13 protein-coding genes are annotated in these 14,148 nt (G+C 43.8%); 6 read left to right on the top strand and 7 right to left on the bottom strand.

The features are described from left to right. Positions 1-32 precede the first annotated feature (32 nt). Positions 33-812 (top strand): DUF2927 domain-containing protein, encoded by a 780-nt coding sequence (locus OH460_RS14680; RefSeq protein ID WP_269998205.1) that lies wholly within the window; start codon positions 33-35, stop codon positions 810-812. 98 nt (positions 813-910) lie between these two features. Here OH460_RS14680 and OH460_RS14675 read toward each other — a convergent pair whose 3' ends face one another. Together OH460_RS14675 and OH460_RS14670 are read right to left on the bottom strand one after the other, a co-directional pair. Further along, entirely contained in the window at positions 911-1,300 is a 390-nt protein-coding gene (locus OH460_RS14675) for a DUF2750 domain-containing protein (RefSeq protein WP_004742050.1), read from the bottom strand. Positions 1,301-1,450: 150 nt separating this feature from the next. Continuing rightward, positions 1,451-2,356: a manganese-dependent inorganic pyrophosphatase gene (locus OH460_RS14670; protein ID WP_269998202.1), complete on the bottom strand. Its 906-nt coding sequence runs from the start codon at positions 2,354-2,356 to the stop codon at positions 1,451-1,453. A 201-nt stretch (positions 2,357-2,557) separates the two neighbouring features. Here OH460_RS14670 and OH460_RS14665 point away from each other — a divergent pair, with 201 nt between their 5' ends. Beyond that, the gene (locus tag OH460_RS14665) at positions 2,558-3,772 is read left to right on the top strand and encodes a putative manganese transporter (RefSeq protein ID WP_269998200.1); all 1,215 of its coding nucleotides are present in this window, start codon (positions 2,558-2,560) and stop codon (positions 3,770-3,772) included. A 279-nt stretch (positions 3,773-4,051) separates the two neighbouring features. Here OH460_RS14665 and torA read toward each other — a convergent pair whose 3' ends face one another. Genes torA through torE form a run of 3 tightly spaced genes read right to left on the bottom strand, consistent with a single transcriptional unit; the run spans position 4,052 to position 7,953 of the window. After that, positions 4,052-6,514: a trimethylamine-N-oxide reductase TorA gene (gene torA / locus OH460_RS14660; protein WP_269998198.1), complete on the bottom strand. Its 2,463-nt coding sequence runs from the start codon at positions 6,512-6,514 to the stop codon at positions 4,052-4,054. Positions 6,515-6,538: 24 nt separating this feature from the next. After that, positions 6,539-7,720, bottom strand: coding sequence for a pentaheme c-type cytochrome TorC (gene torC / locus OH460_RS14655; protein ID WP_061031748.1), 1,182 nt, complete (start codon positions 7,718-7,720; stop codon positions 6,539-6,541). A gap of 50 nt (positions 7,721-7,770) precedes the next feature. Then, positions 7,771-7,953, bottom strand: a complete 183-nt coding sequence (gene torE / locus OH460_RS14650) for a trimethylamine N-oxide reductase system protein TorE (RefSeq protein WP_008222628.1) — start codon at positions 7,951-7,953, stop codon at positions 7,771-7,773. A gap of 437 nt (positions 7,954-8,390) precedes the next feature. On the opposite strand from torE, the gene OH460_RS14645 reads away from it, so the two are divergent. Beyond that, entirely contained in the window at positions 8,391-9,185 is a 795-nt protein-coding gene (locus OH460_RS14645; RefSeq protein ID WP_269998194.1) for an ABC transporter permease, read from the top strand. A gap of 340 nt (positions 9,186-9,525) precedes the next feature. On the opposite strand, the gene focA is transcribed toward OH460_RS14645, so the two are convergent. Together focA and OH460_RS14635 are read right to left on the bottom strand one after the other, a co-directional pair. Beyond that, positions 9,526-10,368, bottom strand: a complete 843-nt coding sequence (gene focA / locus OH460_RS14640) for a formate transporter FocA (RefSeq protein ID WP_008222626.1) — start codon at positions 10,366-10,368, stop codon at positions 9,526-9,528. Between the two features lie 362 nt (positions 10,369-10,730). Beyond that, a complete protein-coding gene (locus tag OH460_RS14635) occupies positions 10,731-12,038 on the bottom strand; it encodes an ATPase (protein ID WP_239937495.1) in 1,308 nt (435 codons plus the stop codon). A gap of 260 nt (positions 12,039-12,298) precedes the next feature. Here OH460_RS14635 and OH460_RS14630 point away from each other — a divergent pair, with 260 nt between their 5' ends. The 3 genes from OH460_RS14630 to OH460_RS14620 all read left to right on the top strand — a co-directional run bounded on the left by OH460_RS14630 (position 12,299) and on the right by OH460_RS14620 (position 14,136). Continuing rightward, positions 12,299-12,529, top strand: coding sequence for a TIGR02647 family protein (locus tag OH460_RS14630; protein WP_008223560.1), 231 nt, complete (start codon positions 12,299-12,301; stop codon positions 12,527-12,529). A 112-nt stretch (positions 12,530-12,641) separates the two neighbouring features. Beyond that, positions 12,642-13,496, top strand: a complete 855-nt coding sequence (locus OH460_RS14625; RefSeq protein WP_269998190.1) for an NAD(P)H-binding protein — start codon at positions 12,642-12,644, stop codon at positions 13,494-13,496. Beyond that, positions 13,489-14,136 (top strand): YdcF family protein, encoded by a 648-nt coding sequence (locus OH460_RS14620; RefSeq protein ID WP_008223556.1) that lies wholly within the window; start codon positions 13,489-13,491, stop codon positions 14,134-14,136. Before OH460_RS14625 ends, OH460_RS14620 begins: the two co-directional genes overlap by 8 nt. The last annotated feature ends 12 nt before the right edge of the window (positions 14,137-14,148 follow it).

The raw sequence follows: 14,148 nt of genomic DNA, 5'->3' as shown, positions 1-14,148 counted from the left end.
GGTACAAGGCTATATTCGGTAAGAGGGAAAGTATGTTAAGAACCGCTTCACTGCTTCCCCTTTTACTTGCTGCTGTTACTTTTAATGCCGTAAGTACACCACTCACTTGGTTAGACAAGTCGTTTGTCGAAACGGCCTTCTACAACGTCGCACTGCAACACGAATACTCCTCAGGAACGAAACCACTCGCCAAATGGCAGCAACCGATCAAAATTTGGATTGACCATAGTGTCGGCGATAAAGAACTTCATCAAGAACTCACCGAACTGCATATCCAGCACTTAGCTCAAGTGACCCAACACCCCATCTCACTCGTCAGTAAAGAGTCTGAAGCGAACGTTAAGTGGATATACACGAGGCAGAGTCAGTGGATGTCTGAGGCGAAATCTGTACTCAAGCTCAAATCAACTCAGCATTTAAATAGCGCCATCTGTACGGCGGGTTATCGAACCAATTCTCAAGGTGAGATTGTTTACGCCGGAATTGTAATTCCCGTAGATCAGGCAAGATCTCGAGGCAAGCTCGTCGCCTGTATCGTGGAAGAGATCACTCAGGTTCTAGGCCTGCCCAATGATTCAGATAAAGCCTACCCTTCTATTTTCAACGACCACACGCCAGAAGACTTATTATCGCCGTTAGATGTAGTGCTACTGCAACTATTGTACGAACCAGAACTAAAAGCTGGAATGACAAAATCTGAAGTAAAACCTATCGTTCGAAAGATACTCAGGAGATACAGCAAAACAGGTGTGCTTCAACAAGCTTCTAAAGCCGCACAGCAAGCACCCTTGTATCAGTTGATTGGATATTGACGAATATAAGTTGGAAGCAACTTAGATGGGATAATTGAATGATAGCGCTACCTAAGAAAGGCAGCGCTGACTTACGATGTTACTGTATGACGAAAGAACTAGCGCTTAGCAGCCTGTTTCTTCAGCTCGAAGTCGAACTCATCAGGGAACAGGATAACGCCTTCTTCTTGCTCATTAGGGAATACGACCACAGCAAGTTCGTCGTCTTCTAAGCCATTTGTCCAGCGGCTGTGCCATTTGTTTAATGAGATAGACTCAGCCTTACACTCAGCCCAGTCACCTGTCGCCCATGACTCAGCAAACTCTTGGTTTGGCCATACAGGTACGCAATCTTCGTCTTCTGTGTTTAGCATTACACAACCGTGCTCATCGGTTAAGATCCATACTTCACGGTTTGCTACGATTTCTTTCACACAGTACTTTAGGCGTTGCTCACCCGTATACTTATTGATTTCTGCGATTCTTTTATCGTCTAGCTGTGTAGTCATCTTAATTTCCTACTTTAGTCAGTAACTTTGCGCTTAAAGTTATTTTATGCAGAGTGTTTTTAACTGCAAATATTATCGATGAAGAAAAGTGCTCACTTCAAAGAAAAACGCCTGCTAAATTTAGCAGGCGTTTATTATTAAGTGACTTGATTAAACAAGCTCACCTTGTAGCCAAGGCCAGCCTTGCTTCTTACGGCTCAATGTGTTTTCCATCATTAGCATGCCGTCTTTTTCGTGCTTAACCAATTTCTCAGCCCATTCACCTTTGTAAAGAAGGCGAGTTTGAGCAGTAGTGATGTCAGTTAGCATTACGGCTGCGAATGCTAGACCGTCTTTCTCACAACGCTCTTCAAGATCCGCTTCAAGCGCTTCGATCATGCCGTCAACTTGCTCAAGAGTCGCAAGCTCAACTTGACCAACAACAACATCGCGACCGTTGAATGGGTAGCCTTTAAGATCTTTTTCTACTAGTTGTGCAGCAGATAGGCCTTCGATGTTTGTTTTAGCGATTAGAAGTGCTTTTATGAACGCATCAACGTCTTCTACGCCAGCGATTTCAGCAAGTTCAGCAACCGCGTCTTTGTCTTTTTGAGTACAAGTTGGAGATGCGAAACCAACAGTGTCTGAAAGAATTGCAGACATCATTAGCTTAGCGATTTGTTGAGAGATAGCGTGACCTTCAATCTTGAACATGTTGAAAAGTACTGTGTTTGTACAACCAACAGGCCAGATCCAAGCTTCCATAGGGTTTACTGTCATCACATCGCCTAGACGGTGGTGATCGACAATACCTAGGATCTCTGCATCAGCAACATCATCTGGTGCTTGTGCTAGATCTGAGTAGTCTACTAGCCAGATTTTCTCACCAGCAACAGAAGTACGAAGTTCTGGCATGTGTGCACCAGCAACTTCAAGAATGTGTTGAGTTTCGCGGTTGATCTCGCCTTGGCGAATTGGTGTCGCTTCCTCGCCACGAGCTTTAAGAAGCTCAGTTGCAACTAACGCACTACAAATACTGTCACTATCAGGGTTTTTGTGACCAACAACTAAAATCATGTTTCTTCCTATTACACTAACAATTACGACTCTACCTATAGAGCCTCTCTTTATTAGGCATACTTTACCCTATTTTTTTAGATTGGTCATGTTTCGTCGGTTTCTCCCACATCCAGAATAGATAAAAAAACCAAAGATGCAATTGATAATTATTATCATTCGTATATATTAATCCTAAGACATCTATTTTGAGTAACACCTATGGACCGACTAATCTCTTTATTACCAAGCAGTCGCGCTTCGAAAACAACTCAGTTTTCACTCTCATTCAAGCGCCTACTGTTACCTATTTCATTAGCAGCTTTGGTCGCGGCACCTGCAACGCGTGAATTGACCGTAACCACATTATCAGACGCCTTCTGGGCGGTATCTTGTTATGTCGCTTTAACCCTAGCGGTCTACCACTGGTTGAGCCTTTACATCAACAAAGACAACGTATTCAGCAAGCTGGTTCATCAGTCTCGTTCTAACCAAGTTGTGTTTGCCGCCTTAATGGGCGCCTTACCCGGCTGTGGTGGCGCAATCGTAGTAACCACTCAGTTTATTTCAGGTAAGCTCGGGTTTGGCGCTGTCGTCGCCGTGCTCGTATCCACTATGGGTGATGCTGCCTTTCTACTCATCGCCAGCGAACCAAAAACGGGATTTGCTATGATGGCGATGGGGGTCATTGTCGGTACTGCGTCAGGCCGAATCATTAACCTATTCCATGCCGATGATTTCTTACGTCCAAAACAAGCTGAGACAAATGTATCTGCCGCTAACTGTTCGTCTCAATCTCAGACCAAAGAAGCGGTGTCTAAAAAAGCGATTAACCTGCAAGGCTACCTTTGGTCGGTTCTAATTATTCCTGGAGCAGCGGTTGCCCTTCTTGGCTCTTTTCAAGTTGATGTCAACGAACTGCTCGCCTTACCCGAGATGTCTATGGAATGGGTCGGCGCTATTCTGTTGATTAGCTCAATGTTTCTTTGGGGGCTAACTCGCGAGATTGAAGATTACAAATCGGCGGTAAGTGAGGACGAGAAATGTTTGGGCTCTCACCCACTACAAAAAACAGCGCAGGACACGAATTTCGTTACAGCCTGGGTTGTGGTCGCTTTCCTCTTCTTTGAATTCGGATCTGTAATAGCAAATGTTGATTTTGCGACGCTATTCTCAAGCTGGGGAATTATGCTCCCCCTGGCTGGGGTCCTGATGGGTTTGCTACCGGGCTGTGGACCACAATTATTGGTAACTAGTCTTTACCTGTCAGGTGCACTTCCCCTTTCAGCTCAGGTAGGCAATGCAATTTCAAATGATGGCGATGCACTGTTCCCTGCCATCGCGATGGCGCCTAAAGCCGCACTGGTTGCGACCTTGTACTCAAGTGTACCCGCTTTAATCTGTGCATACGGTTATTGGTTCATCTTCGAGGTTTAAATCTCACAGCACGATAGGTCTCTATTTAGGTCGGTACTTGCTATCGACCTTTTTGCTTTCTAACCCTTTGTCACTCTAATCACTACCCTCCACCGCTCTTATTTGTAAACGCCCTCTAACCTATACAGTTACTAGCTCCCCCTCAATACGCTTCTAAACGCTCTACACCATTGCTTTACCGTAAATACAAGGCTCGGTAGATAAAATACAAAAAGCCCCTGTAAGAGTGCTTACAGGGGCTTTAATTCAAGCTTTAATCTTAGCTTTTAAGCGAGATGCTTAAGAAACTTCGATTGGGCCACCGAATGAAGTTACTGGAGGCAGTTTGCCTTGGAACTTCTCGAAGTCTACCAAACATGTGTTTGCTGACGTCGCTTGAGCTAGCTCAGAAGTACCGATGTCTTGAGTCAGTGTATTTGGATCGCCGTATGTATCTAGCGCGCCCACTTTCTCGTTGATCGGACCGTACCAAGCGCCTTCTTCGATACGTACAACACCAGGAGCGTAGCTATCCATTAGAACAGCACCTGCTAGTAGTTGACCACGGTCGTTGAACACACGTACTACGTCGCCGTCTTTGATGCCTTTCTTCTTAGCATCAACTGGGTTGATGTAGATTGGCTCACGGCCTTGTACCGCGTAAGTCGCACGCCACTCTTCAGATTCACACATCTGAGAGTGAAGACGCTTGTCTGGGTGACAAGATTGTAGCCAGTACGGGTGTTTGTCAGAGCCTGGACCACCGTGTGAACGTTCAGATTTCTCGAACCACATTGGGTGTTCCTGACAGTGCTCGTAACCCATGTTGCCAACAGTACGGCTTGTGATTTCGATGAAACCAGAAGGTGTACCTAGAGCATTGATCTCTGGATCTTCACGGAATGAAGCGTGACGAGTCCATGGCTTACCTTTACCGAAGTCTAGGAAACCTTTTTCCCAGAACTCAGCGAACTCAGGCATTTCGAAGCTGCCTTCGTTTGCTGCGCGACATTCGTCGTACAGAGATTTAACCCACTGCATTTCGTCCATACCACGCGTGTAATCGTCGTAACGACCCCAACGTTTAGTTAGGCTAGACATGATCTCGAAGTCAGTCTTAGACTGGAACAGAGGATCCACTAGTTTATGCATCGCGATCAAACCACGGCCAGAGTATGCGCCGTAACCATCGATATCGTTACGTTCCCACTGAGTACATGCAGGAAGTACGATGTCAGAGTGACGACAAGTTGCAGTCCAAGCAAAATCAACAGCAACTACAGTTTGTAGGCTCTTGAATGCTTTACGCATCTTGTTGCGATCTTGGTGGTGGTGCCACGGGTTGTTACCACTGAATACCATCATCTTGATATCAGGCAGTGTTACCGTTGCGCCATTCGCTTTGATCTTCTTACCAGGCTCTAGCAAGCTATCAACCCAACGAGCAACTGGGATTACGCGGCTGTAACCGTTGTAATCTGTGTTTGTGTACTTAGGTTTCTGACCTTGGTCGATGTTCAGCGGGAAAGAACCCGGAGCAGCGAAACCAGTTGAAGATACACCGATACCAGAGTAGTGGTGACCGTAAGAGATACCACCGCCAGGTAGACCAATTTGACCAACCATTGCTGCGATAACTGCACACATCCAGTAAGGCTGCTCACCATGTTGTTGACGCTGGATACTCCAACCAACAAGAATTTGTGTACGACCGTTAACCAGCATCTTAGCGAAGCCACGGATAGAATCCGCGCTAGCGCCACAGATAGCAGAAGCCCACTCTGGAGTCTTCTCAACTTTATCTTTCGTTTCACCTTGAACGTACTTGATGAAGTCTTCAAAACCTAGACAGTAAGTTTCGATGAACTTCTTGTCGTATAGACCTTCATTGTAAAGTACGTGAGCAACACCAAGCATGAACGCCACGTCAGTTTGTGGGTTGATGTAGAACTGCTCGTTTTCTAAGTAACGACCTGTTTTGTTCTTAACAGGGTCAACAGAAACAACGTTGATTTCTTTCTTAGCAACTTTCTCTTTCAGCTGTTCTAGGTATGCGAAAGACTCGTGAGTCTCACATGTCCAACCTACTTGAAGGTTTTTAACTGGATCGTTACCCCAAAGAACAATGTTGTCACTGTTTTCTAGGATAAGTTCCCAAGATGTACCTTGTGCGTAAACTTCAGTAGAACCCAGCACGTAAGGCATGATCGTTTGACCAGCACCTGTTGAGTAGTCACCGATTTTCTTCACAGAGTAACCGTGAAGTGCCATTGCACGTTGCATGTGGTTAGTACAGCTGTGGAACTGACCTGTTTGTCTCCAACCAGTTTGACCAGTGTGAAGCGCCCATGGACCGTAATCTTTCTGTACGCGCTCTAGCTCCCGGTAAACAAGATCTAGTGCCTCATCCCAAGTCACACGAATAAAGCGGTTGTTACCACGCGTGTCAGCGCTGTATTTGTGCTTCTTCAACCAATCTAGGCGAACCATTGGGTAACGCACACGTGATGGGCTGTAGATAATACCTTTAATACCTTTCAACATCTCTGTTGGGTGTTGATCGATTTCTAAAGGTTTAATTTCTTGTACTTTACCCGCGTAAACGCGAGCTCGGAATGCACCCCAGTGAGAACCAGAGACTTTCCATGTGCCGTCTGTTTCTGCAGCAGTTGCTGAAGCCGACGCCAATAAGCTTGGACCGATAACCGATGCCGCACTCGTCGTTGCGACACCTTTCAGAAAACTTCTTCTTGTAATTGCCATTGTGTTACTCCAATTGACGTCTTATTAGTGATGGCCTTCAGAAAAATCTGATGAGTGCTTCTGTAGATACTTAAGAACCAATGCTTCTGTATCTGTATCGAAGTTAACGAATGCAATCATACCATCTAGCATGCCTACCCAACCGTTAGCACTGAAGTGCGCTTCATCTGGTTGTGAGTGACAAGTTGAACAGTTAGATTGGTACGCTTGACCAGCTGCGTTCCAGATTGGATCGAAGTTATCAACCATAGACTCTTTCTTCATCCAAAGTGCTAGATTAACTTCTTCCCATGGAAGGCCAGTTAGCTCATCTTCTTTCTTCTCGCCAACAGTGATTACGTCACTTTGAGATACTTCTTTCGTCAAGATCGCCGTTGAGATGTTCATACCGAAGTCTTCTTGGATTACACGTCCGAAGCCTTTCGCTTTACGCCAACCGTCGATTTGAATCTTGATCATGTCGCCTTTCTCATCGATCACAGCAACTTTACTTGCAGGGCTTAGTAGGCCCGCTTCAACGGTTGCAGTCTCATCCGTGTACATTGGAAGGTGACGAATTGAAATCACGTCTGAACCGTTAGAGTAAGAAGTGCTGCTAGCAACTTGCTCAAGCTCACCAACGATACCACTAGCCGATTCCATATCTAATGGAAGGTTGTGAGCAATACCTTTGTGACAGTCAACACAGCTTTGATCACGCTCTGCTGCGTTCTTCATTTGAATACGCGCTGTTGGGCGCATGTTCTCGAAATCCATTGAATCGTAGTTGTGGCAGTTTTTACACTCTAGAGACTTGTTCGAAGAGAAACGGTCCCATTCGTGTTTAGCCAATTCAATACGACGAGCTTCGAATTTCTCTGGCGTGTCTAGATCACCAAATACTTGAGCGAATACTTCTTTAGATGCTTGCATCTTACGAGCGATTTTTGCTGTCCATTCATGTGGAACGTGACAGTCAGGACAAGTAGCACGTACACCAGATGTGTTTTTCCAGTGAACCGTTTCTTGTAGCTCTACGTATACGTTGTCACGCATGGTGTGACAGCTTACACAGAACTCTTCTGTATTTGTGTGTTCTAGCGCTGTATTGAAACCGCCCCAGAAAATAACACCGGCGATAAAGCCACCCATAGTTAGTACACCCAAACTGATGTGTACTGCTGGGCGAGTCATAGTGCGCCATAATTTAACTAAAAATGATTTCATGTTTAGCTCTCTTAAATATTGATTTTAAAAATTGTTGTTACTAGAGGGCATTACATGCCGCCGTGAGCACCAGGAGGTCCGAATACAAACACTTGTAATGCCCAAACTAGGAAGCCGTAACCACCTACAAAAGCAACACTTAATATTGGAAAGAGAACCACTGCAATGAAGAGGAAAGATTTCCACTCCAGCGAGCGTTTTTCGCCAGTTTCAATTTTGTTAACATCACTCATACATTTTGCCTATTTTGTATTTAGTAATTTCGAGTAGCCCATTCTAGGGGGCTAAAGTTCTTGAGTATCTAACAACAAATTTTAAACCATACGCAAAGTAGGGTTCAATGAAATCTCCCGTTATAACCCTTGCTAATCAATACTTTTTTGAGCTCATCCAGAGTTGTTTTCAGTTAAAGAAACATATTAAAAAGTATTAACAAATGTGAAGAATTAAGTATATTTCAAAGATGTTAAAAACCAACATCTTTGCAACTGCATTGTAACTGTTTTTAACGTTTTACCTACTAAGTAGTAGCTAAAAATGCCTTAAACGACCAATAATTTGTACTCGCATTGTTAATTTATTGAGTACTTTTTGAATTCACTGTTGAAGAGCTGAAATGCATCATTTGGCACTTTCAGATATGATGTGTATCCAATTAAAAGGAAGCACTATGCAAGACGTTATAGACATATCTTGGTGGCAGTTGCTGTTTTTTAGCTCACTTCTTATCCTGCCCATTGCAATTAATCACAAGCTGAAATTAGGTCTGGGTAAAGAGGCCACGATTAGCATTGTTCGCATGGCTATTCAGCTATTTCTAGTTGGTGTTTACTTGGAGTACCTGTTCACTTTGAATAGCTTATGGGTCAACTTATTGTGGTTGTTCGCCATGATAATAGTGGGTGCGAGCTCAATTGTTGAAAAGTCCAAACTGCCCCGAAAGCTACTGCTAGCCCCGGTAGCCGTTAGCCTTGCAGTGACCTGTGTACCTATTGTTCTATTCATCTGCTTTCTCATTATTAAACCGACGCCGCTATTTAATGCGCAGTACCTTATTCCCATTGCGGGGATGTTATTAGGCAATAGCTTAAGCAGTAATATCGTGGCACTGCAGAACTTGTTTGGTGCTTTTGAAACCCAAAGGTCAGAATATGAAGCAGCAATCGCCCTAGGAGCCGCACCAAGCTACGCTGCTGCACCTTTTGTACGTACAGCGATCCAGAAAGCGATGTCTCCGATTATGGCGTCTATGGCTACGACCGGCTTAGTAACGCTACCAGGAATGATGACAGGACAAATTCTTGGAGGGGCTTCGCCAATGATCGCAATTAAATATCAACTGATGATCATGTTGGCTATTTTCGTGATGATGAGCTGCTCTTTGGCCCTCGCATTACACCTATCTTTACAGACATCACTCACTAAAGAGGGGCGAGTTCTCGCTCAAATCCAACCTTCTAAATAACCTCTCACCTCTTTTGAGATCTGGTTACTCACTGAATTTGAGACAGGTTATCCACAGAATCTGTGGATAACCAAATCAATATAGATCTTTTTTTGTCCACTTCGCCCTTTCAAAAGATCATTCACATTGATCTTTACTTACTTTCAATGACATATGCACATGTGTCGATCATTGCTGTTGAGTCTTTTCTTAGTAATTGAGGACATGAACGACATGGTTTTCCACAAATAAAAAACGGCCTGCAATGCAGACCGTCTTTTTAATGTCGTAAGTAAGTTGAGTGTTTAAGTGAGCTTCATCAACGCTCAGGCTACTCACTGATAACTAGTGGCGCTATGTCTTAGTCACGCAGGTAGATTAACCAGTACCACATACCGACAAAGATACCACCGCCGATGATGTTACCTAATGTCACAGGCAATAGATTATTCATCAGAAAGTCGATCATGTTTAAGTCGACATAATCGGCAGGGTTAGCACCTGTCATGGTCCAGAACTCAGCAGGAGCAAATGTCTTAATACCGATAGCAAGCGGAACTTGGAACATGTTTGCAATACAGTGCTCAAAGCCTGCTGATACAAACATCGCCACTGGCAGGATCATCACTGCGATCTTATCAGTGAGTGTGCGTCCGCTGAATGTCATCCATACCGCGATACACACCAGCACATTACACATGATGCCTAGCGCGACCGCTTGAATGAAGTCATGGTGCATTTTGTGTTGAGAAATCGCCATCGCGTTTAAGCCAACCTGACCATGATCAAACATGTATTGCTTCGTCAGCAGCATACAAGCCACCAGCAATAACGCACCAATCAGGTTTCCAATGTAAACCGTCGCCCAGTTTTTCACTAAGGTGTGCCAAGTGATCTTGCCACTTGCACGAGCCACCAAGGTTAGTACCGAACTGGTAAACAGTTCACCGCCAGTAACTACAACAAGAATTAAGCCTAAGCTAAATGCTAGGCCGCCCAACAAGCGAGTAATACCCCATGGCAGATCGCCAGCACCAGTCGTTACGATGGTGTAGAACACAAACGCAATACCGATATGGATACCAGCAGAAATCGCTAGAAGAAAAGATTTGATTGGATCTTTGGTTGCTTTACCTACGCCAATATCTGCAGCGCGCTCGGCCATTTGTGGCGGTAATAATGAGTCAAATTGGTTTAGATTCATGATGATTTACATTTTGAAACATGTCGTCGGGAGCGCGATAATCCTCTCTTTCATTTCTTAATTCAAGAGCTATTTTAAGCCTTAATTCTCCTCACCAACCAAGAACACGCCAAACCTGGAATGATATTGAAATTTCATACGACTTTAGTAGTAAAAAGAAAAGTCTGGTGAATGAAATTTTACCAATGATAAAAACAACACATCTATAAATATCAACAAGTTACGTTAAAACCTAAGAAATGGCGTACACTAAAACCGTGTTTTTAAGGCTTTTATTTCTAGATTTTGACATAGATCAACAGAACGTAAAAAAGCGCCCTCAGGCGCTTTTAACTCAATCACAGTTCAAGAGATTCGTTGTCTTAAACCGACGGTTCAATCACTTCTTCAGACACAGATTCTAAAGCAGCATCCGTAAGGTCTGGTTCCGGGCTAGGGAGTGCTAGATCAGGATCGCTTTCGTTAGCAACTTTACCACCAAGCGTCTTTAGGCTGTCCACTAGTTCTTCTAAGCTCTTAATATGTGCATCACTCTTGGTTATCTGTTCGTCGAGAAGTTGACTACGTTTTGTTGCTTCTGACAACTGCTGCGCCTGCTGCTGGTTTGCGTTTTCTAATGTCGCAACTTGTTCAGTTAGAGACTCGATTTCAGATTTCAGCAAAGCTGTCATGTCTGAGCTTTTAAGCGCTTTAATGCTAGCAACAATTTTTTGAGACTGAAGACGTAGCACAACGTCACGGTAATCTTCATCATTGATCACTTGTGAAATGCTTAATAGCTGATTTTCAGCATTCAACACCGATTGCTCGAACTTGTCCCCTTTTACGCTCGCAAGTACTTTAACTTCATGAGCGACACTTCGTACGTGGTCTAACTCAAACTCCGCAGCCCTAACAGCATCTTCAATGATAGACTTTTCACGAGGGCTCGCTTTGACCTGATTCTCAGCTAGCGCGATTTGTGCAGAGGCCTTAGCAAAAGTCAATGGCACAACGTCATCAAAATCTTCATCTTCTAAATACTCTAATTCGTCTTTTAACGGTTCGATGTATTTCTTATGTGCGACTTTCACTTCCAACAGCCGAGCATTGTTGAGGAATTCAACTTGAGCTTCTTGAGCGTCTTCTAGCTCATCAACTAATACATACTCAAATAGTTCACTGTATTCTGAATACAAACGCTTATAACTCGAAGCAAACATGGTGTCAGCACCAAGGTATTTTAGGTAATCCATTTGCACGATCGAATCAGCAAGTACTCTATCGGCTTTTTTCTTAAGCACTAGGATTGCGTCATAGTTTGATTTGATTAGTGCGATTTTCTCGTCGAAGGCTTCAGCGTAAGTTAAGCTCGAAAAAATAGAATAACTTTTAGTCAGACGCGTTTCGTCTTTTAGTAAATCGGCATAAATACTTTCAGCGTCTTCCCATGCGTCTAGCAACTCATTGTAATTCTCAGGAGCATAGAGAGACAATTGAGCATGACTTTCAAGCTTGGATTGCCACTCTGCGTAAACAACCTGTACTGAATGAAAAGAACGGACCTCTGCTGCAGATTCATTGTTGTTATTTGTGGTTTGATTTGCGTCTGTCTGCTCTGAGGGTGTGCTTTGACAACCTGAGATTGCAAATAGCATGCTAAGAACTAATGCTACTTTGTTTGCTCTCACTGATGCATTTCCTTTTTTGTACAATATTAGCTGAATGCAATATATTTCTAGTCCAACAATATATTACAACCATTTAGCAATAAACATCATTCGCCATTTAAGTGGGCACAAATCACTCAATCCAACCAAAATAACTTCACCATGCGACGATTAATCATTCAATTTGGTATCAGTTATCAAATCTATTTATTTGCTGTTGCTTGAGCCGAGAATGCGCACTAAGGTGAAGGTAGAGAACGTTATGAATTTATAGGTTAATTATGAAGTACAACGCTGAACATATTGCTGATTTAAACCTCCTTCTTCAATTTGATGTAAGTAGCGCTGCTACCGGCATTAAAGTTCATCAAGAGGCTAGCCAAGAGACTCAAGACGCCGTTAAGCGCCTATTCGAAAAAAACCTTTGTACTCAACCAGACGGTGGTTACCTAACCGATGAAGGTATTGAGATGGCAGAGCGTGCAGACAAGCTACTTCGCGTACTTAAATAAAGCGCTACTGTTATAGTAAAAACTCCACTCGCTTCGGCCGTGGAGTTTTTTCATTTTTGGCCAAAGGTTTGTTAGGCTTATTAAATCCCTAGCTTGTCGTTGTGAGGAAAAGATGGCTTCTATATTTATTGTTGGTGCTGGATGGGTAGGCGCACCTTTATCTGAACACCTAGAAAGACATGGCAATCGCGTCGTCGTCACGAAAACGACCCAAGCAGGTGCAGACACGCTCAGTAGTAAACGTATTCCCTGCGAAGTATTCAGCTTTGACTCGTCAAACCCTGATCAAGCCGTGGGACAACTCTACTCTTTACTGCTCGAAAACAACTCCGAGATAGTAATTGGTAGCTTCCCTCCCGGCTTTAGAAAAGGCGCAGGAAAAGAGTATGCCGACTATTGGCAGTTACTTATTAGCGCCTGTCAAAAAGCCAATATTAAAAAGCTCATCATGGTCAGTTCAACGACGGTATACCCAACTAAACCGGGTATTCTTTATGAAGATGACGCATCACTTGCGCTTGCACTCGCTGACAGCGATCAGGCTAACTCATTTTCCGATAACGCACGAATCATGCTTCAAGCTGAACAATCAGTAATAGATTCTGATATCGATTACACCATCCTTCGTTTTAGTGGATTGATTGGCCCAAATCGTCACCCATCAAGATTTGCTAGTAAACTAAAGCAAGTGAGCAACCAAGCCCCAGCGAATATGCTGCACCTTGATGATGCGATTGGTGCGGTTGATTTTGCGATTAGCCACCTACATAACGAAGTCGCGAATGTAACAACGCCAAACACAGTAAGCAAAGCGGAGTTCTATGCTGCAGCCTTAAAGAGCGCGAATAGTAACGAGCCACTTCCACCTATTGTTAATGACCCAGACAAACTGATCTCTTCAAAAAAGATTCTCGACTTAGGTTATTCGTTTAAGTTTGAATCCACATTGGACGCTCTTCATGACTAAACAACCATTAAATAAGCTGCACCGTTCGATCGATACGCTTTGGAATTTTATGTCTATGGGTCATAAAGTTGAGCCTTCAGACTGTATTTTTGTGTTATGCAGCAACGATACAAGAGTCGCGGAATATGCGGCCGAACTTTATCACCAAAAAATAGCGCCCTACATCGTTTTTTCCGGTGGTGTTGGACGCTTCACTGAAGGCAATTTTGACCGTTCAGAGGCCGAAACCTTTGCGGCGATTGCGCGAGACAGTGGTGTACCGGAATCTGACATTATCATTGAAAAACAGGCGACTAATACTGGTGAAAATGTCCGCTTCACATACGAATTGCTTACTGAGTGTGGCTTATCCCCGAAAAAACTGACCTTAGTGCAGAAGCCTTTTATGGAGAAACGAACCTACGCCACCTTCAGTAAACAATGGCCTGAAGAGACAACGGAAATAACCGTAACCTCCAAATGGCAGGACTGGGTCGATTACTTTAATGAAGAGTTGCCATTAGATATGGTGTTAGGCGCATTGGTGGCGGATTTTGAACGCATCAAATCGTACCCCGCTAAAGGTTTTCAGATTGAAATGCCTATCCCAGAGGAAGTGGATCACGCCTATCAAGCGATTAAGAAACTCGGCTTTGAATAGATAGCGATAACC

It is taken from the genome of Vibrio sp. Makdt, assembly GCF_027587015.1.
Lineage (GTDB): Bacteria > Pseudomonadota > Gammaproteobacteria > Enterobacterales > Vibrionaceae > Vibrio > Vibrio chagasii_B.
This window is presented reverse-complemented; position numbering and strand designations above follow the sequence as displayed.

What these genes read in the sequence shown, in the direction of transcription:
- OH460_RS14680 (WP_269998205.1), top strand. Translation starts at nt 33, where the DNA reads ATGTTAAGAACCGCTTCACTGCTTCCCCTTTTACTTGCTGCTGTTACT.
- OH460_RS14675 (WP_004742050.1), bottom strand. Translation starts at nt 1,300, where the DNA reads ATGACTACACAGCTAGACGATAAAAGAATCGCAGAAATCAATAAGTAT.
- OH460_RS14670 (WP_269998202.1), bottom strand. Translation starts at nt 2,356, where the DNA reads ATGATTTTAGTTGTTGGTCACAAAAACCCTGATAGTGACAGTATTTGT.
- OH460_RS14665 (WP_269998200.1), top strand. Translation starts at nt 2,558, where the DNA reads ATGGACCGACTAATCTCTTTATTACCAAGCAGTCGCGCTTCGAAAACA.
- torA (WP_269998198.1), bottom strand. Translation starts at nt 6,514, where the DNA reads ATGGCAATTACAAGAAGAAGTTTTCTGAAAGGTGTCGCAACGACGAGT.
- torC (WP_061031748.1), bottom strand. Translation starts at nt 7,720, where the DNA reads ATGAAATCATTTTTAGTTAAATTATGGCGCACTATGACTCGCCCAGCA.
- torE (WP_008222628.1), bottom strand. Translation starts at nt 7,953, where the DNA reads ATGAGTGATGTTAACAAAATTGAAACTGGCGAAAAACGCTCGCTGGAG.
- OH460_RS14645 (WP_269998194.1), top strand. Translation starts at nt 8,391, where the DNA reads ATGCAAGACGTTATAGACATATCTTGGTGGCAGTTGCTGTTTTTTAGC.
- focA (WP_008222626.1), bottom strand. Translation starts at nt 10,368, where the DNA reads ATGAATCTAAACCAATTTGACTCATTATTACCGCCACAAATGGCCGAG.
- OH460_RS14630 (WP_008223560.1), top strand. Translation starts at nt 12,299, where the DNA reads ATGAAGTACAACGCTGAACATATTGCTGATTTAAACCTCCTTCTTCAA.
- OH460_RS14625 (WP_269998190.1), top strand. Translation starts at nt 12,642, where the DNA reads ATGGCTTCTATATTTATTGTTGGTGCTGGATGGGTAGGCGCACCTTTA.
- OH460_RS14620 (WP_008223556.1), top strand. Translation starts at nt 13,489, where the DNA reads ATGACTAAACAACCATTAAATAAGCTGCACCGTTCGATCGATACGCTT.